Genomic DNA, 20423 nt, shown 5'->3' with positions numbered 1-20423 from the left:
TGGAGGAAAGGCTTTATCTGAAATCGCTAAATTTCAATAGGTAGTTTTCCTCTTTTTCCCTTATTTTTAGTAAAAATAGAAGATGGACAAGAAAAGAAGGGATTTTTTAAAGAAGGTGGGAGCTTTTTCTGCAGTAGGCTTTTTACCTTCAGAAATTTTGGCTTTTACAGATGGATCCATAAATCATGTGGCTTCTAAAATAACAAATTTCGTCATTAAAAATGCACAGGTGCTTTCTATGGATGACGATATTGGTGATTTTAAACATGCCTCTGTAGTGGTGGAAAATGGATTAATTAAATCTGTTTCCGAAGACTTCACCAGTAATTCAGATTTTGAGATAATTGATGGGGAAGGTGCTATTCTCCTGCCGGGACTTATTGATAATCACTGGCATTTATGGACTTCTCTGTTAAGAAGCATGGCGGGCGAAACCAAAGCCGAAGGTTATTTTCCAATGACAGAGCGCTATAGTATGCTCTATACTCCACAGGACATGAAACTTGCCGCAGAATATGCTGCAGCTGAAGCGATCAATAGCGGAATTACCTGCTTAAATGACTTCAATCATAATGCGAGGAGTCCGGAATATGTAATGGCCAGTTTTGATGCTCTTGCTGAAGCAGGTTTGCGCGGACATGTAGCTTATGGTCCTTACCGCGACCTGAGTTCTGACACTCCTACAGATTTTGATGGGATTAAAAAGGTACTAGAGGCGACTAAGGATGTGGAAAAATATCAAAATATAAGTCTTGGACTGGGAGCACGTTCGGTCGATTCAAAATTTCTTAAAGAAGACTGGTCCCGTGCCCGTGAATTAGGTCTTCCTATTACCATTCATGCCAGTTCTAATGAAGAACAAAAAGGACAGATCTCAAAATTGGCAAATATCGGCCTGCTGGGAGAGGATGTTAATATTATACACGCAAATGCTATTACAGATGAAGAAATCGTGGCAGTCGAAGAAGCGGGAGCTTCTATTACAATGACGCCCTACAGCGAAATGCGTATTGGATTTGGATTTCCGCAGGTAAATCGCCTAATGCACAGTGAAATTAACCTTGGAGTAGGGGTGGATACCACGGCACTTTCTGGTAACGCTGATTTGCTTTCAGTTTTAAAGCTTTTGCTGAATATTGGTAATGCTGAAACAAAAGACGAATTTGCAACAGATCCCAGAGAGGTGCTGAAAATGGCTACTATTAACGCTGCAAAACTCTTAGGTATCGAAAAGGAGACAGGTTCTATAATTCCGGGTAAAAGTGCGGACTTAATATTATTAAGGAAAAACGATCTGAACTTTTCTGCAAGTACGCAGCCCTATCATTTGGTAGTTGAAGCAGCTCAGCCCGCAAACGTGGAATTTGTTTCTGTAGGCGGCAGGATTTTGAAGAAGAATGGAACACTTTTGAATATTGACGCCAGGGATCTTGTAAAAAGAGCTAAAGCAACACTTCAAAGAATGGAGGAGCAGGTAAGCAACTAGCAAAAAAGAGACTATCTAAAAATTCCAGTTTTCGTCGTGTTAAATAAAAGATGACGGAATTAAAATTTTTAAATAATCTCTTAGTAAGTTATTGCGGCTTTTTCGCCTGAAAATTAAGGTTTATCCGTCTCTGAATCGGGATGATCTTTGGCCTTATCGCGATCTGGTCTGGCTCCACGTTCATTAAACTGAAAGTTTTGCTCATCGGGATTCGGGTTTTTATCAGAATCAGGAAGACTGTCGTTACTCGCAGGAATGTCCAAATCTTTTCCTGTAAAGTCTACCGGTCTTTCTCTATCCAATGCCTTGTCCTGACCTTTATTCATGCTGCGGCCTTTTTCATTAAGTGCCTGTTTATCTTCTTTTGTAACATCAGGATTATAAGGTAAATCTTCTTTCTTTTCCTTTGGTTCTCTCTTTAAATCTTCGTTCGCTTTACTCATATCTTTCTGTTTTACTCGATTATCTTAATTAAATGCTCCAGGGTTTGCCTCCCAGTAAATTTTTATTTTCACCTTGTTGGATTACCCGGAAGGATTTAATTAAATGTAAAGATTGTATCTATAACAGCAATTTATTACCGGTTAAAATCTCGTTAAAGCTTACAGATGCAGGCGATCTTCATCCTGGCCTATATTTGCCAATTATCGCCATACTCCTGGAGGAGTGACTACTTCAGAAGAAAAGACAGCAACAGAGTTTGAAAGGAGACCTTTTACCCCAAAAATATCCTCAAAGGTTTCAAAAACCTGAAAGAACTCTTTTGATTCAAAAACGTTTGACCAGGCCCAGATTCTAAACCTTGGCAGGATTTTGATAAAAGTGCAGTCTCAAATTTGCCAATTATCATCCTGTTGTTGAACGAAAGAAGTTTTAAAGTAATAAAAAAAGGGTAAAGTCCTGAGACCTTACCCTTTTCAGAAAAAATGTTGGGGGTTTTTTTTTAAATTTCTCCTTCAGAGTCTAGCATAGCTAAGAACTTGTCGAGGTTAGGAAGAATTACAATTCTGGTTCTTCTGTTCTTGGCCATGTTATCCTTAGAGTCATTTTCGACTAAAGGATCATAGCTACTACGTCCTGCTGCAATAAGTTTTTCTGGAGAAACGCCATATTTATCCTGTAGGAGACGTACAATAGAAGTAGCTCTTCTTACACTTAAATCCCAGTTATCCTGTAGGTAAGAATTTTCTACCATAGTTCGGGAATCTGTATGTCCTTCTACCATTACCTCCATAGTAGGTTCCGATTTAATTACTTCAGAAAGTTTTTTAAGTAGATCATGCGCCTGATTACTTACGCGGTAACTTCCACTTCCAAAAAGAAGTTTATCGGAAACATCGATCATTACTACGGTTTTATCCACCTTAATATCTATATTCTCATCATCCGCTCCTTCAGAAATAGAATTTTTCAGGTTATAGGACACTGCAAGATTAATGGAATCTTCAAGAGTTTCGGCTCCCTGAACAGCTGCAGGATCCATCTTTGCGATGGTGGACCTCATTTGATTTCTGTTGTTATTAGACATTGCGGTGAGGTCATTCATTTCCATTTTCTCGTCGTTAGACTCACGAAGAGAATTAATTTTTGCATTATAATCTGCTACACGGGATTCAATTGCAGCATATTTCCCTTCTATTTCTTCTTTTGCAACTTGTGTTTTTTGTAACTCACTTCTGGTATTATTCAGGTCACTTTCCAATGCCACATATTTCTTTTTAGAAACACATGAGCTGAACATAGCTGCTGATAATACTGTTATTGCGATCGTTTTCTTCATAATAAAAATTTAGATTAGATTCTTTTTTGTTGATTGTAGGAATATATTTTCCAGAATAGTGCCATAATTAATAAAATACGTACTCGTGGTACAGACCTAATAATTCATAAATTTACTATTTTTCAGCATTCACAGTGGCTGGCGAGGGGTTTAGTATAGTTTTCCATAAAATAGTAATGAGTATTTTCTTTTAATTATCATTTTGATAAAAGAGAATAAAATTGTGGAAATAAACCTTAAACTGTGAATTTTTGCCACAGTTTGAGTTGCATAATTTATAGTAGTATGCAGGTTTCAAAAATTGCTTTTGGTTTTGTTTAATATACCTTTTACACGTTTTAACAATTTTTAATTGAACCTTAAGAAAATATAAACTCACAAAACTTCTTAATCAGCAGCCTTTATAATAGCTTTGGAAATTGTACCAACAGTTGATTTGAAAAAAAACAAAAGAATACTCATAAAGATTCTGAAAATCCTGGCTAAGATCCTGGCAGGAATTCTTATTTTATTACTTATTATTATTCTATTTGTCCGCAGTCCCTGGGGGCAAAATATAATTAAAGACAAATTTATTTCTTCAATAACAGACAAGACCAATACTGTTATAGAACTTGATAAACTTTTTATCACTTTTTCCGGAGATATTAGCGTGCAGGGACTTTATGTAGAAGATAAAGAGGGAGATACTTTGGTTTATTCCAGATCGCTGGAAGCCGATATTCCGCTATGGCCAATTATTAACGGTGAGGGAATAGCTGTAGATGAACTTGATTGGGACGGATTAAGGGCAAATATTACCCGAAAAGATTCTGTAGAAGGATTTAATTTTCAGTTTTTGGTGGATGCGATGATGCCCGCCGATACTACTACAACTGCAGCAAATAATACACAACAGGATACTACAGCTACACAACAGTTTTCTATAGGAGATGTATACTTCTCTAATTTTAATATTACCTATAAAGATGATGTAACAGGGATGGTTGCCGGGATAAAAATGAAAAACCTGGAAGTGGAAATGCAGGAAACCGATCTCGAAAATATGCGTTTTGAGGTGGCTTCGGCAAGTCTTTCTAATACAGATTTTGAATATCTGCAGACAAAACCTTTTCCGGAATCGCCAGAACAGGAAGAAGCACCATTACCCTATATTTCTGTTAACTCTTTAACTATTGATAATGTGAACGGGGAATATGAATCTATTCCGGATGGTATTCTCGCTCGTTTTGATATTGCTGAATTAAATACGTCGGCACCGGTTATGGATTTGGCAAATAACGTTATTGAGGTCGATAATTTGGATTTAAACAACTCCATTATTTATATGGATATGAAAACCTCTCCAACGGAAGGCAATACTCCGGCAGATTCAACAGAAGTTGAAACACCTCCCGCAGAAGAAGGTTTCCAATGGCCGGAATGGACCTTGGATGTAGCGGAAATAAATTTGCGGTCTAATGACATCACTTATTTGGCAAATAACGCCCTGCCAAAGACGGGCGAGTTTAATGCTGAAGCTCTTGTACTGCAGAATTTAACAATGGAAATACGCAATCTTTATCTAAAAGATAAAACTGCAGGAGCAGAATTTAATAAACTTGAATTTCAGGAATCTTCAGGAATAGATTTTAACGAGCTAGCTTTTAATCTCCAGATTTCTGAAAGTCAGCTGGAACTTTCAGGCTTAACGTTCGCTGCCAATGACAATTTTATAAAAGGCGAATTTTCCGCAGAATATGATAGTCTGGACGATTTCATAAATGCTCCGGAAAATGCGCAGTTACGCGCCGATTTAAGAAGGTTTGAAATCGCGTTGCAGGAGCTATTCCGTTTTCAGCCAGATCTAAAGAACAACGAATATCTTGTAAACCTTAGCAAAAAGAGAATAACAGGAAACCTGAGAATGGAAGGGCCGGTGGCTTTTCTTCAAATCCCTTCAGCAACTATAAACTGGGGCCAGAATACACGTATTTCTGCCAGGGGAAGTATTCAGAATCCGACAGAGCCAGATAATTTAAAATTTGATTTCCCCAGCGTTGAACTTGTTTCTACAAAATCTGATCTTAATCAGATCATTGAAGAAGACAGTCTAGGAATAAGCCTTCCTGAGAGAGTACGTTTAACAGGAAATTTAAGAGGGAGCCCAGACAACATAAATGCTATGGCCCAGCTTAATACTTCTGAAGGAAACATAAATCTTGATGGTAGTTTTCTTAACAGGGAACAAATCGCATTTGATGCCGACCTTCAGGTAGATAGTCTTCAATTGGGCAAAATTCTTCAGAATGAACAATTGGGACCGCTCAGTTTAACCTTAACAGCTTCAGGGGAGGGTAGTGACCTAAATAGCCTGGACGCTAAGTTGCAAACCACAATTTCAAGTTTTCACTATAATAATTATGCTATTGAAGACCTGAATATTTCAGGTGACATTGAAGATGGTCAGGGAACTATTACTTCAGATTATAAGGATGAAAATCTTAACGCCGAACTTGCAGCAAACGTGCTCCTGGATTCCGTCTCTCCCGTTGTAGATCTTAAACTTAATGTAATAGGTGCCAATTTAACCAAATTTGGAGTCACACAAAGGGAAATGAGAACGGCATTCCGTTTACGTGGCATTTACGAGGGAACCGCTGATGGTTTCCAGGTGATTTCAAGTATTAATGACGGGGTGGTGGTATACGATAACAAAAGCTACCTCCTTGGTGAATTTGGTGCCGCCGCATATGTAACTCCAGATAGTACGGCGATGGCGGTAGATAATAGGATGCTGAACTTAAGGCTGAATTCTAATACCAATCCTGCAGGATTTGTAGATGCTATTATAAGACATTATCGGCGTTACCTAACTGACGATATCGAAACGCCCGACACTTTAGTCGATCCGGTAGAACTTGAAATGAGAGGAAAAATAATTCCTGCACCTATTATGCGCGAAGTTTTTCTTACCAGTCTGGAAGAATTGGATACTATAGACCTTAGTGTTAATTTTGACGAAGAAGAAAGGTTGCTAAGTGCTTATGTGAAAATTCCATATGTTAATTATGCCGGAATGGAGGTGGACAGTCTTCAGTTTGACCTCGATTCTGAACCTGGTAAATTTGATTTTAATCTTGGTTTTAAAACTTTGGCAGTTGGTCCTCTGGACATAAAAGAAACCATTTTAGATGGGAATATAGAAAACGAGAATCTTTACCTGGATTTCAGGTCCTTTTATAATGATGAGCAACTTGTTCATGTGCAAACAGAAACCTCAAAAGAAAATGATACGGTAAGAATCCATATCAACCCTGAGGAACTTATCCTAAATCGAAATCAGTGGAATATTCCGGCAGACAATGAAGTACTTTTTGCAGATCAGTTCATTAAATTCAACAATTTTAAGATTGACAGGGATCAGCAGGAATTTACTCTCACTAACAATCAACCCGATGTAGAAGAAGAACACATCGCCCTGAATTTCTCTAATTTTAAGCTCGCTACATTTTTAACTTACCTTAATCCTGTTGATACTCTAGCAACAGGAAGGATGAACGGGGAGTTTGTATTGCAGGAGCCATTTGGCAGTACCGGGATTCTGGCAGATTTAGAAGTTAATCAATTCAATCTACTTAATGTAGATATGGGTACGCTTAGTCTAAATGGTGAATCGCTGGGGGATCAAAATTACGATTTTGGTCTTGCAACCAGCGGAGGAAAGGTAGATATGGAGTTAGCCGGAAATTATAAGGTACAGGATACTACGGCTCAACTGGACATGACGCTGGACCTTCAAAAAGTGGAAATGTCTGCACTGGCCGGTTTCTCTATGGGTGCCGTAAGCAGTGGCGAAGGAAATTTTTCGGGACAGATTCAAATTAATGGAACCACCGCCGATCCTAATTATGACGGGGAGCTGAACTTTAATGAGGCTACTTTTACCGTTGCCATGCTGGATGCGCCATTTACACTTCCAAACGAAACACTTACTTTTGATAATCAGGGACTTTACTTCTCCAACTTCACCATAGAGGATGTAAATGACAGTGCGCTGGTATTGGACGGTGAAATTAATACCGAAGATCTTTTAAATCCTGCTTTTGATTTAAGCATAAAAGCCGATGATTTCCAGGCGCTCAGTTCTACTGCAGAAGATAATGAGCTTTTTTACGGTACTGCAGTTTTTGATGTTGATGCCAATTTAACCGGAGATCTAAATCTTCCAAGATTAGATATGGAACTGGATATTGGTTCCAAGACAAATGTTACCTACGTAATTCCTGAAACGGAATTACAGATGCAGCAAAGAGACGGGATAGTTGTTTTTGTAAATCGTCAAAATCCTGATGCGATTCTTACTGAAACCGAAGAAGAAACGGCCGTAGTTTCCGGCGTAAACGTGGATGCTTTTGTAAACGTTAATGAAGATGCTATTTTCAGTATTATTATAAGCGAAGAAACAGGAGATCAATTCCAGGTACAGGGAGAAGGAGAACTTAATATGAATGTTTCTCCAAATGGACGAACCACTCTTACCGGAAGATATGAAATGAGTGACGGTTTTTATGAAATGAGCCTCTATAATCTCGTTACAAGGAGGTTCGAAATTGTCGAAGGAAGTACAGTTACCTGGTATGGAGATCCATATAATGCCGGTTTGGATATAAGGGCCAGGTATAATGTAGAAACTTCGGCAAGTGCCTTAATGGCCTCTCAAATTTCGGGTATAGATGTAAATGAAAGAAACAGGTATAAGCAGGAGCTTCCGTTTCAGGTGTTTTTAAATATTGAAGGAGAACTGACCCAACCAAGACTTTCTTTTGGTCTTGACATGCCTGAAGAAGAGCAGGGAGCAATTGGAGGTCAGGTTTATGGAAGAATTCAGCAGCTTAATGAGCAGGAACAGGAGTTGAATAAGCAGGTATTCTCCCTTTTGGTACTTAACCGTTTTTATCCAGATGCAGGTTCTGCTGGAACTTCTGGTGGTATAGCCACTATTGCCAGGGATAATTTAAATCAGGCGCTTTCAGATCAACTAAATTTATTTTCAGATAAATTGTTGGGGGACACAGGGCTGGAACTCGATTTTGGTCTGGATAGTTATACAGATTATCAGGGAAATGCCCCACAGCAAAGAACAGAGCTGGATATTGCTGCCCAAAAGCGATTCCTGGATGACAGGTTAATTGTTCGTGTAGGAAGCGAGGTAGATATCGAAGGAGCAAACAGCGATCCTCGTGATACCAATCCATTAATTGGGAATGTAAGTCTCCAGTATTTATTAACTGAAGATGGCCAGTTTAGGTTGAAAGGTTTCCGAAGAAATCAGTATGAAAATGTAATTGACGGGCAGGTAATCGTTAGTGGTCTTGCCTTTATATTCACTCAGGAATTCAATAAATTTTCTGAACTCTGGGATGCTCTTTTAATGCAACAGGAAGAAAAAGCGAAAGCAAAAGAAGAGGAGGAAACCGGAGTGGAAAATACTCCGGGAGAAGATGAAATTGATGATAACCAGGACACAAAAAAATAAATATTGAAACAGGTGCGGAAATTCAAGCATTATATAATACCTGCTTTACTTGCAGTTTTTACAGTATACTCCTGTAGTGTGGAGAAATTTATTCCTGAAGATAAACTGCTGTACACCGGCGCCGAATTGGAATTAGACACCACCAGTCAAATTAATGACCTGCCGGAGGTAAGAAGTGAACTGCAGGAAGTATTGCTGCCAAACCCGAACAGTGAATTTTTGGGAATGCGTCCCGGGTTGTATTTTTATTATAAAGCACAGCGGGAGAAACCAGGGTTTATAAATGAATTTTTAAATAAGAAGATCGGGGAGGAGCCAGTTTATCTTTCTGACGTTGAAACTGTAAATACTCAGGATCTTATTCTTAACCGCCTGGAGAATCGTGGATTTTTCTATAGTACAGTAGGGAGCCAGGTTAATGAAGATGAAGAGAGTAAGGAAGCAAGTGTTTTATACAGAGCGGAATTATCCCAACCTTACCTTCTGGAAAACTACAGGCTGGACAATGACTCCCTTATCGTTTATAAAGAAATTCAGGATTATTTACCAGAATCTCCTTTGAACGAAGGAATGCGTTTTGATTTACCGGTAATGAAACTGGAGAGGGAAAGAATAGATAATTATTTAAAAGGAAAGGGATATTATAATTTTAATCCCGGATTTTTAATTTTTGAAGCAGATACTAATCAATACGACAATAAGAAATTTGATCTTTTCCTGAAGCTGAAAAAAGATGTACCTCCTAAAGCAATTATTCCTTACCGCATTGCCGAAGTTAATGTTTATCCGCATTATACCGTAGGCAACGATTCCCTTCAGCTGGATACGGTACATTTCGAAAATAAAAACTATATAAGGGACGAAGAATTTTTTAAACCGAAGCGACTGGATCCATATATTCTCATAGATGAAGGGGATTTATACAGCCCAGATGTGTCTGGTAATACAAGCCGCAGGTTAGGCTCTATAGGCGCCTATAAATTTGTAAATATTAGTTACGATGAAATAGATTCCACAGCAACGGACAGCCTTGGTCTTCTTGAAGCTAACATTTACCTTTCACCCTTAAGTAAGCGATCTATAAGGGCAGAAATTCAGGCAGTAACTAAATCCAACAACTTCGCAGGTCCAACATTAGCAATAACTTACAGCAACAGGAATTTATTTAAAGGTGGTGAAATTCTTAATATTACCGGGAAAGTGGGTTATGAAACCCAAATTGCAGGAGGGGACAATGCAGGATTGAGTACTCTTCAATTAGGATTAAATACCGACCTTATTTTTCCAAGATTATTGTTTCCTATTTCTATAGATGACAATTGGTTTGATTATTCCATTCCAAAAACAAAGGTAGGTTTAAGTTTTGATTACATGAACAGGACCAATTTGTTTACTCTGGGTTCTGTTCTTGCGAGCTTCGGTTATTTATGGGATGCGAACCGCTATATCACTCATGAGTTAACACCAATTTCAATAGCCTACACTAAACTAACCGACACCAGTCCGGAATTTGACCAGATTCTGGAAGACAATCCATTTTTACAAAGTAGTTTTGAGCAGCAGTTCATTGCCGGCATCACTTATTCATTTACCTATAATGGAATGGTAGACACTAACAAAACTCACCAGTTTTTTATAAATAACACCTGGGACATTGCGGGAAATACGTTAAATCTTCTCAGCGGAAGTTCTACGGAAGAAGAAGAACCTAAAGAGCTATTTGGGCAGGAATTTGCGCAATATGTCAAATCTGATATTGACCTTCGGTATCACTTTAACTTTGGGAAAGAACAGAAAATAGCCACGAGACTTTTTGCCGGGTATGGTTACGCTTATGGCAATTCTGAAGTTCTACCTTTTATTAAACAATACTATTCTGGTGGTCCGTATAGTGTAAGAGCGTTTAGAACCCGTTCACTTGGCCCCGGGAGTTATTCTGCAGATGAAGACGAGGGCATTAGTTTCTTTGACCGTACAGGTAATTTGCGGCTTGAGGGAAACATAGAATATCGTTTTCCTGTATTCCAGTTCCTAAAAGGTGCTGTTTTTGCTGATGCCGGGAATGTATGGAATACTCAGGTTAATTCCCTTGAAGAAGGCGAAGAACGAACTGAATTTCAGCAAGAATATGTGGAAAGTGGAGAGTTTGAATCAGACTTTATATCAGAATTGGGGATTGGAGTAGGGGTAGGCCTTCGGGTAGATATACAGAGCTTTGTGATAAGATTTGATCTCGCTGCACCAATGCACGACCCGGCCTTGCCAGAAGGAGAGCGTTGGATCTATGATTTTGGTAGTCCTGTTTTTAACTTCGCAATAGGATATCCATTTTAGTGCTGAAGTTTAGGTCCAAAACAGAGGTCGCCTGCATCACCAAGACCCGGAACAATATATCCTCTTTCATCTAGTGTGTTGTCTATAGTTGCAATCCAGAGATGACTATTTTCAGGATATTCTTTGCTAACATATTCAATTCCTTCCTGCGCTCCAATTACAGAAACTAAATGTATTTCTTTTGGATTTCCCATCGTCTCCAGTGCTTTTAGGACATTCACAAAAGAACTTCCGGTAGCGAGCATAGGATCTGCCAGGATCAGTATTTTTCCTTCCAAAGAAGGAGAAGCCAGATATCCCACTAGTATTTCAAACTCTTCATCGTCGTTGGGATGATGTCTGTAAGCAGAAATAAATGAATTTTCTGCATCATCAAAGTAATTCAGTAATCCTGTATGAAGTGGCAATCCTGCCCTTAAAATAGAACAAACTACAATTTCTTCTTTGGGTAATTTCATTTTTACTTCTCCAAGGGGAGTGATGATATTCTCAGAGCCATAACGCAAACTTTTACTCAATTCATAGCCCAAAATTTCACCTAATCTTTCGATATTTCTCCTGAAGCGCAGGCGATCTTTTTGTATAGTAATATCCCGCAATTGCGCTACAAATTTGTTTGCTATAGACTCTTTTTCCAAGAGGTGATGTACAGTCATAATATAATTTCCTTTAAGAGGGTAGAATATATAGCAATTTACCATGTACAGCAATATTGAACAACTTCTTGTAGTTATTTATTACTACTCGTTGTGATCAAAACGTCATTTGCTATTTCTGCCATGCAATCTTTTAATTAGTATCTTTAGATAATTAACCATTCATAATATTATAATGCAAAAATATGGCAGAATTACTTCTCCGGGTACTTTACAATTTGAACGGATATTTCAGAATGAAATCCTGGAAGTATGGGATTATTTGACAGATTCTGATAAGCGGGGGCTTTGGCTTGCTTCCGGAAACATGCAAATGGCAGTAGGAGGGGAAGTTAACCTTGTTTTTCAACATAGAAATCTGTCGATGCAGGAAGATACTGTGCCAGAGAAATTCAGGGACGAAGTATGTGGAAACATCCTGAAGGAAAAGCTCACATAACTGAATCCTCCGGAATTGCTTAGTTTTACGTGGAGCGGTGATTCTGTAGTGACTTTTCAACTGGACGAGAGAGAAGAGCAAACTCACCTTACACTTACCCATCATAATCTGGGAAAGAATAAAGGGACATTAATTGGCATTTGTAGTGGATGGCATACTCATTTAAATATACTTTCAGACAGGTTGGAAGGTAGGGAACCAAAGGGTTTTTGGATGGCTTATAGTGAAGTGGAAGCTGAATATGTCCAAAGAATCGCGACTACGAAGTAACCCCTGTAAAATCATGTTTTGATTTGTATCTTTGGCTGTATTTTTGATTATGTGTAAACTGATTTTACCTGTCAATTTATAAAATTTTGAAATGAAATATTTCTTCACCTTAATTTTCATATTTGGATTCACTATTGGAAGCAAGGCTCAGATAGAAATTCCAAGGTCTACAAATACTGGAACTCTTTTACCGGCTGAACCCGAAAACAATAATACTGGTGCTTTTTCTTCATTCCGACTAAATAAGGAAGAGGAAAAAGAGAATAACTTCTTAAAAAAGGAACCCAGGAAACTTGACTTCAGGGAAACAAAAAATGAGTTTTTAACTGCCGGTGATGCGGTAGAAGAAAAGTGGAAAAAAGACAAGGAAGCTAAAGAAGAATATAGAGGAGATCAATATCTTGGGGATTTTACTACTAAAGGCGCTTATGTGGAATTGTATTGTCGTGATCATGAATTTGTTGATGGCGATCGCGTAAGAATTTCGGTTAATGGTGTTGTTGTGGAACCAAGTGTAGTATTGGGTGGTGGTTACCGTCCTATTCTTATTACCCTGGACAGTGGACTGAATAATATCGAGTTTGAAGCCCTTAACCAGGGATCTTCGGGACCAAATACTGCCGAGCTTCGGGTTTTTGATGCCCAGGGACAACCTGTTACCCGTAACATATGGAACCTGCTTACTGGTGCAAAAGCCAGCATGATTGTCTTAAAACAATAGCTGAAGATTATAAGCCCTACAATTGGAGAAAGATTTCTCTCAGTTCCTCCTGTACTTGTATCGTTCGGGTTCTTAAAGTCTATGCCTAAAAATTCACATTTTCATACTTTTCTTTACGAAAAGTAAAAAATTAATAAAAAAACTACTATTGCAACGTTAAAATAACGGCTGTTTAACGTTTAATTATATTTTATTCCCTTTATCTTAGTTTTTGTTGCCTTAATTTAGAAGAAACCAACTATAATAAATTATGGATACAACGCGTACAACACGAACGAGAACAGGTTTTGATGATCTAAAAGACAAGGTTACCCGGAGTTCCTGGGGCGCTATTTTTGCCGGTGCACTCACCGCATTGGCGATAGCTTTTCTTCTAAATTTGTTGGGCTTGGGAATAGGACTTACTTCTATAAACCCGATGACAGAATCTGATCCCCTCGCAGGACTTGGTACCGGAACTATTATCTGGTGGGGACTGTCTAACCTTGTGGCCTTATTTGTTGGAGGTATGGTGGCAGGACGCATGTCTGGTTTTCCTTCTTCTGCAGATGGTGGAATTCACGGATTCCTTGCCTGGGCACTTTATGCAATAGTTACTTTTTATTTTCTTACTTCTACCGTAGGATCAATAATGAATGGAATTGGTAGTGCCGTTTCAGGAATATTTGGTGGTAACCAATCAGAAAAGATTTCTGTACAAATAGATGAGGCACAGCAGCAAAGTCAGGATCAGGCCAATTTTTCTATTGAAAAGGCAAAGCAACAGGTACTTCAGGTATTAAATACTGCAGAAAAATATGATGTAGTGCCGGAAGAGGCGTCTACAGACACCCGCCAAATGCTGGAAAATCCGCAGGTCGATGCACAAGGTTTAATAAAATCTATGGACATTGAAGAGTCTTTTAATGATCTTTCTTATAATATAGACGATAGCGGAAATCTCAATATTGAGCTTGAGGGTAATGGAGAATATATTCAAACGGAAGAATTAAAAAGTTATCTTACTGAAAATACACAGCTTAGCGAATCAGAAATAGACGGAATGATTCAAAAGTGGGAAACTAATATTCAGCAGGCTGTTGAGGACGCTGAACAGGCTTTTGCCGAGGCAAAACAAAAAGCTGTAGAGCTAAGTGATAAAATTACTGACGCGATTGGAAACTTCAGCCTTATCGCTTTTGGTGTCTTGCTTCTTGGTGCATTAGCTGCTTTCTTTGGAGGTAGTTTAGGTTCTCCGGAATTTACAGTTAATGAAGAACATAGAATTAAAGAAGAACATGACGATGATCACCGTCGCAGGGATCACAGATAATTTCAGAGGAATACAGAGAATAATAAAAGCCGCAAAGAAAATTTTTGCGGCTTTTTTAATGATTAAAATGTAGTTTTGCACTTAAAATAAACCCTCAAAAATGAAAAATATATTCGTTGTATTTCTGCTTATAGTATTTATTGCAGGTTGCTCCAGTATGAAGCGTACCACAACTACAGGAAGTACATTTACAAAAGAACAGGTACAAATGATAATGGCTGCAGACAGTTCCCAGCCAATGAGGGTTTTTAAAATCACCAACACCAGTGATTCCATTTTATTAAGAAGCAAAAGTGAAGACGTAAGGGTAGATCCTTCAGACCCTGTTTTAAGAAGATTTGTAAACCGACTGTACAAAACAGTTACAGACAGTATGTCGCTGGGCGCCGGAATTGCAGCACCACAGGTTGGAATTCTGAAGAATATCATTTGGGTTCAGCGTTTTGACAAAGAAAATTTCCCGTTTGAACTTTTTCTCAATCCTAAAATTATTCAGTATTCTGAATTAAAACAAGACTGTCTGGAAGGCTGTCTCTCTATTCCTGATCGTCGCGACACCACAAAGACGAGATCTTATGCCGTCCTGGTGGAGTATGATAAGCTGGATAATACACATCATGTAGAAATGGTAGAAGATTTTACGGCGGTAATATTTCAGCATGAAATTGATCACCTAAACGGAATCCTTTACCTGGACCATCTCCAAAAAGAAATCGAGGATGCTGCTGGCAATAACTTATAACTAAAGATTACCCTGGAAAAGGTTGTAAATATTGAATCCAAAGAGAATAAGGATTGTTACCAATGCAATAACAGTTGGAATAGGAATGTTATTTACGTTTAACGGGATATGGAAATAAGGCTTCTCTATATCTTCATTACGTTGTTTGTATCGTAATCGAAGTAAAGCAACGTTGACCATCCCAAAAACGATAAAGATAAAAATGTTACTGATACTGGCCACCACTTTCAGGTTTCCTATTAATCCGAATAATATAGCAATTATTGCGATCGCGATAATGGCGAAATTTGGCGTTTTTGTACCTATACCTTTTAATGTGGTAAATCGTTTCATCCACTCAATTCCGCTGTCTCTTGCTACGTCATAAACAAGCCGGGAAGTTCCCAGTATGTTGCTCAAAATAGTCTTACTGGTAGCAAAAAGCGCCACGATTACAAGAATTGTTGCTCCTATACTTCCCATTTTAGTCTCAATAACTGCTGCAAGAGGTCCATTGGAACTGGAAAGCTCTTCCCAGCCCATCACACTTATAGTACAAATTGCAATAAGAACGTAGATTAGCAAAACTGCAAGACCGCTTAACATTACGGCTTTTGGCATATTTTTTTCTGGCTTTTTTGTTTCCTCGGCCATCTTTACTAGATCTTCAAAACCTATATAGCTAAAGAAAATTAAAGCTCCTCCGGCTAATATTCCCGTCCAGCCCTTATCATTCATTTCCAGTAAATTTCTTGAGCCTATCTCTGGAAAACATACAACTACAACCAGACCAAGTCCCAGTAATGTTACAACAGTAGCAAAAGAATTGTAGTAAGAACTATATTTGGAACCCAGGATATTAAATAAAGCCATTAGTGCAATAATAACAATTACCACAATCCATGTAGGAACATTTATAAGCCGACTAAAATAATCGGCAAAACTAATCGAAATCGCAGCGGCTGCCACAATTCCCGTAAAGACCATAAACACAGACATATAATTTGCCGTCTTTTCTCCCAATCCCTGTTTAATATATTCAAAGCTGCCACCCGCATCAGGAAAGCGGCTTACAAATTCGGAATAAGATAAACCTGTAAGTAAAGCAACAAAAGCAGCTATTATAAAGCTGAGCCAGAGCATATTCCCACCCAGCGCCGCTGCCTGTCCTATAATCGCATAAATACCCGCTCCAACTATACCCCCTACACCAAACATCAAAACATCCCATAATCCCAGAGAGCGCTTTAGTTTTTCTTCTGCCATATTATATATAAAATTTCTGATTTTTCTGAATATAAGTTTTTCAGCAGGAACAGTGATAGGCTTTAAAAAGCTGTTAGGAAAAAAATAACATCTTTTTGTAAATCAACTTTTCCATTCAGCTCAGGCTAACTTTTGTTTAATAATATTTACAATTACTATAATCTAATCTAAACATTTGTTAAACATTTACTTTTTATGAACTGAGGCATTTATTTAAGTTTATTATTGTTTAAAACTATTTTTCTGAAAATTATCAAAGTAAATTCCCTGCCCATTAACGATGTGTTAGAAGATATATCAAAATCACTGTCTGTTCCATTAGAACGAAATTGTGAGGAATACTATGTGCAAATTCCTTCCCAAATGGGAAAGGGTACTATCAAGGGAATTAATTTTGAGAATGGACTTGGGTTTATACGCTACAGCTGTACCTTTAAAACTGATTTTGAGATTCAGTTCATTAAATCAGAAGTTCATCCTTTAAGGTTTATTTATGCTCATCAGGGGACAATAGGGCACCGTTTTGCTAACGAAACTACTATTCATCAAATTCATAAATTTCAGAATATTATAGTTGCCAGTGAGCAGAATAATGGACATGTAATTCGTTTTTCAGCAGGGAAATCCACAATTATTACCAGCATAGAGATAAGGCGTAGTGAATTTAAGTCGAAAACCGAATGTGAAATTGAAAGCATGAATTCTGAATTTCGAGACTTGTTAACCGATGTAGAAGCCAGGAAGCAATTTTATTATGAAGGTTTGTATAGCCTTCACATTTCTGAAATGTTCAAAGAAATAGAGAATTTTCAGGAACAGGATTTTCTAAATAAACTTTTCACAGAAGGTAAAGTGTACGAAATTATTGCACTCCAAATGTTGCAGTACCAGGATGATTTAAAAGATGTTGGTAACCGCTCTCTGTTACGCAGGTATGAGGTAGAGCAAATAGAGAAAGCTGCAGAAATGGTTAAACAGGATATAATCAACTTCCATAACATAGACCATATCAGCAGGGAAGTGGGATTAAATGCCAATAAACTCCAACAGGGATTTCAGGATTTGTACTCCCAGACTGTGAATGGTTATATTAATAAAGTAAGGCTGGATCTTGCACAAAATCTTCTTTTGAATACTGATCTTAGCCTTGCTGAAATTGTAGATCGCGTAGGTCTTATTAACAAAAGTTATTTTTCTAAAATATTTAGAGATAAGTACGCTATTTCACCTTCGCAGTACAGAAAAAATTATCGGAACTCCCCACAATAGATGTCATTAAAAGCAGGTTTATTTTTACTGATTTTGATCTTTTTAAAACCATGTCTTTTTTGTAACTTCAGGTAATACTAAAACACTATCTGTTATGAAAAAAGTTCTTATCGCTCTCGACTATAATCCCGTTTCTGAACAGGTCGCAAAAGCAGGCCACAAGCTTGCTAAACAATTAAACGCTCAAGTTTGCCTTATACACGTCCTTACAGATGTGAGTTATTATGGGATGCAGTATCCTACTTTTATGGGCTACGATGGTTATAACATTTCAGCCGATATGAATATGTCCACTGAAATGAGAAATTTTGCTGAAGAATTTTTAAAAACAGCAACAGATCACCTTGAGGATCCCAACGCAGGTTATCATCTGGCGGAAGGTGAAACCGATACCGCTTTACTTAATTATGCCGAAGAATGGAACGCAGATTTAATTGTGATGGGAACTCATAGCCATTCCACCCTGGAAAAACTGCTCGTAGGAACCATTGCTTCCCGAGTGCTGGAAAAAACGAAAATTCCGGTTTATATGGTACCAATTAAAAAGGAATAATTTCAGGAAAGAAACTTAACTTAGCAGGGTGCATAAAATGGCAATTTTCGTATTCGATATTTTTTAATTCTACATGCAAAATAAAATCCTGCAACACATAGAACAGGTTATTGATCTTGATCTTTCAGAAGAAAACGAATTCCTGAGCATACTTTCGGAAATTAGAATTTCCAAAAGGGAATTACTAATTGAACCGAGGCAGGAAGTACTTTCAGAATATTATGTGGTGAGCGGCTGCCTGGAAGCGTATTATCTTGATGAAAACGGAAACAGACACATAATCCAGTTTGCAGTTGAAGACTGGTGGATAAGTGACTTTGAAGCCTTTTTCAGCGGAAGCAAATCTGAACTTTTTGTAGAAGCCATTGAAAATTCCCATTTACTGGAAATTCAAAAAAGTAATTTGGAAACGCTCTATAAAAGAATTCCAAAGTTTGAACGATTTTTCCGAATTAAAACAACTAATGCCTTTGTAGCTTTGCGCGGCAGGATCATGTCTGCACTTCAAAAAAACAACAAGCAACGTTACATAGAATTTTGTGAACAGTATCCACAAATCGAGCAGCGTGTACCAAACTCGCATATCGCCAATTATCTTGGAATAACCCCGGAAAGCCTGAGCAGAATTCGCAAAGAATTTCTCTAGGCTTAACAATGTTTAACAGCCTTCCCTAACATACATCAAGCACATTATTACGGCTTTTTCAATAGCTTCGCACATCGAAATCATTTTCTCTAATAAAGGAAATCTTTTTCGTTTTCAGTAAAAAGTTTGAGCCTGATTTTCATATCAGGTAGAAGACTCCGGCTTCATGGGAATTAAATTGCTATGAAAAATTTAAAAATTCTGAAGTCGGTTTTGCTGAAAACAGTGAACCTTCCGCATTCTGGGTTTGCGATAAAACAACTCAGCTATAAACGATAAATAAAACTATGAGTAAAGAACAACCACTATTACAGCATTATAATCTTAATGGAATTCAACTGGCCAACCGTGTGGTAATGGCACCCATGACGCGGAGCAGGGCAGCTAATTCCGAAAATAAGCCGGAAGAAGGATTACACGATGTTTACTATAAGCAGCGGGCAGGTGCAGGTTTAATAATAACTGAAGGCGCACAGGTTTCTAAAGAAGCTGTGGGTTATGTAAATACTCCGGGCATCTTCAGCGATGCGCAGGTAGAAGGCTGGAAAAAGGTAACAAAAAGTGTCCATGAGGCCAATGGGAAAATTTTTATCCAGCTTTGGCATGTGGGCCGCATGTCTCATCCAGATTTTCATGATGGAAAAGCACCGCTGGCACCTTCAGCCATTAATCCGGAAGCAAAAGCTTTCACTCCTGAAGGTTTCAAGGATACTGTTACTCCAAAGGAAATGACTATAGAGGATATCCAGCGCACAATTCAGGATTTTAAAAAAGCTGCAAAAAATGCAATGGAAGCAGGGTTTGACGGAGTGGAAATACACTCATCAAACGGTTATTTACTGCACCAGTTCTTCAACGCAACTTCCAATCATCGTACAGATGATTATGGAGGTACAAAAGAAAAGCGCGCCCGTATTTTATTCGATATTATTGATGCTCTTAAAGAAGTGATGCCAGAAAATAAAATTGGGTTAAGATTGAATCCTTCTCTTAACGGAATCTTTGGGATGACGATGGATGAAGAGACGATCCCTACTTTCGATTATATTATTGAAAAACTGAACGAATTTGATCTTTCTTACCTGCATTTATCAGAACCTTTTAACGACGTTTCTGATGTTCCTTACGCAGAGACGCAAATTGCCAAACGTTACCGCCCAATTTACAACGGAACAATTATAATCAATTCGAATTTTGATCAAGAAAAAGGAAATAAAGTTATAGAAGAAGGCAATGCCGATCTTGTTGCCTATGGAAAGCCTTACATTTCCAATCCAGATCTCGCAGAGCGTTTTGAACAAAATGTTCCGTTATCAGATTGGAATGAAGATACATTTTACACTCCGGGAAAAGAGGGCTATACAGATTATGAAGCGAAAACACAGAAGGAAGAAGTGAATTAAACAAACACTTCTAATTTATTACTGAAAGTCCTGTCCCATTAGTGCATAA

16 protein-coding genes are annotated in these 20423 nt (G+C 38.1%); 12 read left to right on the top strand and 4 right to left on the bottom strand.

Annotated elements, in window-relative coordinates; genetic code table 11:
• Nucleotides 1–82 precede the first annotated feature (82 nt).
• Complete coding sequence (locus RM541_RS05160; RefSeq protein WP_311499152.1) at nt 83–1486, top strand: amidohydrolase family protein; 1404 nt, start codon at nt 83–85, stop codon at nt 1484–1486.
• Between the two features lie 113 nt (nt 1487–1599).
• Here RM541_RS05160 and RM541_RS05155 read toward each other — a convergent pair whose 3' ends face one another.
• The gene (locus RM541_RS05155) at nt 1600–1929 is read right to left on the bottom strand and encodes a hypothetical protein (protein ID WP_311499151.1); all 330 of its coding nucleotides are present in this window, start codon (nt 1927–1929) and stop codon (nt 1600–1602) included.
• A gap of 500 nt (nt 1930–2429) precedes the next feature.
• Nucleotides 2430–3266, bottom strand: coding sequence for an OmpA/MotB family protein (locus tag RM541_RS05150; protein ID WP_311499150.1), 837 nt, complete (start codon nt 3264–3266; stop codon nt 2430–2432).
• A 436-nt stretch (nt 3267–3702) separates the two neighbouring features.
• Between RM541_RS05150 and RM541_RS05145 the strand changes: the two genes are divergently transcribed.
• A complete protein-coding gene (locus RM541_RS05145; protein ID WP_311499149.1) occupies nt 3703–8784 on the top strand; it encodes a translocation/assembly module TamB domain-containing protein in 5082 nt (1693 codons plus the stop codon).
• A 12-nt stretch (nt 8785–8796) separates the two neighbouring features.
• Complete coding sequence (tamL, locus tag RM541_RS05140) at nt 8797–11118, top strand: translocation and assembly module lipoprotein TamL (protein ID WP_311499148.1); 2322 nt, start codon at nt 8797–8799, stop codon at nt 11116–11118.
• Here the strand turns inward: tamL and upp are convergent.
• Complete coding sequence (gene upp / locus RM541_RS05135) at nt 11115–11774, bottom strand: uracil phosphoribosyltransferase (protein WP_311499147.1); 660 nt, start codon at nt 11772–11774, stop codon at nt 11115–11117. The genes tamL and upp overlap by 4 nt on opposite strands.
• A gap of 175 nt (nt 11775–11949) precedes the next feature.
• Between upp and RM541_RS05130 the strand changes: the two genes are divergently transcribed.
• From RM541_RS05130 to def, 5 genes are all read left to right on the top strand, one after another.
• Nucleotides 11950–12213: an SRPBCC family protein gene (locus RM541_RS05130; RefSeq protein WP_311499146.1), complete on the top strand. Its 264-nt coding sequence runs from the start codon at nt 11950–11952 to the stop codon at nt 12211–12213.
• Between the two features lie 15 nt (nt 12214–12228).
• The gene (locus RM541_RS05125; protein WP_311499145.1) at nt 12229–12483 is read left to right on the top strand and encodes an SRPBCC domain-containing protein; all 255 of its coding nucleotides are present in this window, start codon (nt 12229–12231) and stop codon (nt 12481–12483) included.
• A 91-nt stretch (nt 12484–12574) separates the two neighbouring features.
• Nucleotides 12575–13204: a hypothetical protein gene (locus tag RM541_RS05120; RefSeq protein ID WP_311499144.1), complete on the top strand. Its 630-nt coding sequence runs from the start codon at nt 12575–12577 to the stop codon at nt 13202–13204.
• A gap of 250 nt (nt 13205–13454) precedes the next feature.
• A complete protein-coding gene (locus RM541_RS05115; RefSeq protein WP_311499143.1) occupies nt 13455–14516 on the top strand; it encodes a hypothetical protein in 1062 nt (353 codons plus the stop codon).
• Between the two features lie 100 nt (nt 14517–14616).
• Nucleotides 14617–15258 (top strand): peptide deformylase, encoded by a 642-nt coding sequence (gene def / locus RM541_RS05110; RefSeq protein WP_311499142.1) that lies wholly within the window; start codon nt 14617–14619, stop codon nt 15256–15258.
• On the opposite strand, the gene RM541_RS05105 is transcribed toward def, so the two are convergent.
• Nucleotides 15259–16503 (bottom strand): APC family permease, encoded by a 1245-nt coding sequence (locus RM541_RS05105; RefSeq protein WP_311499141.1) that lies wholly within the window; start codon nt 16501–16503, stop codon nt 15259–15261.
• 363 nt (nt 16504–16866) lie between these two features.
• On the opposite strand from RM541_RS05105, the gene RM541_RS05100 reads away from it, so the two are divergent.
• From RM541_RS05100 to RM541_RS05085, 4 genes are all read left to right on the top strand, one after another.
• Nucleotides 16867–17772, top strand: coding sequence for a helix-turn-helix domain-containing protein (locus tag RM541_RS05100; protein WP_311499140.1), 906 nt, complete (start codon nt 16867–16869; stop codon nt 17770–17772).
• A gap of 94 nt (nt 17773–17866) precedes the next feature.
• Nucleotides 17867–18325 (top strand): universal stress protein, encoded by a 459-nt coding sequence (locus RM541_RS05095; RefSeq protein WP_311499139.1) that lies wholly within the window; start codon nt 17867–17869, stop codon nt 18323–18325.
• Nucleotides 18326–18398: 73 nt separating this feature from the next.
• Nucleotides 18399–18971 (top strand): Crp/Fnr family transcriptional regulator, encoded by a 573-nt coding sequence (locus RM541_RS05090; protein ID WP_311499138.1) that lies wholly within the window; start codon nt 18399–18401, stop codon nt 18969–18971.
• A gap of 287 nt (nt 18972–19258) precedes the next feature.
• A complete protein-coding gene (locus tag RM541_RS05085; protein ID WP_311499137.1) occupies nt 19259–20374 on the top strand; it encodes an alkene reductase in 1116 nt (371 codons plus the stop codon).
• The last annotated feature ends 49 nt before the right edge of the window (nt 20375–20423 follow it).

Source organism: Autumnicola psychrophila (genome assembly GCF_031846645.1).
Classification (GTDB): domain Bacteria; phylum Bacteroidota; class Bacteroidia; order Flavobacteriales; family Flavobacteriaceae; genus Autumnicola; species Autumnicola psychrophila.
The sequence above is the reverse complement of the archived record's forward strand: the minus strand, read 5'-3'. Positions and strand labels throughout refer to the sequence as shown.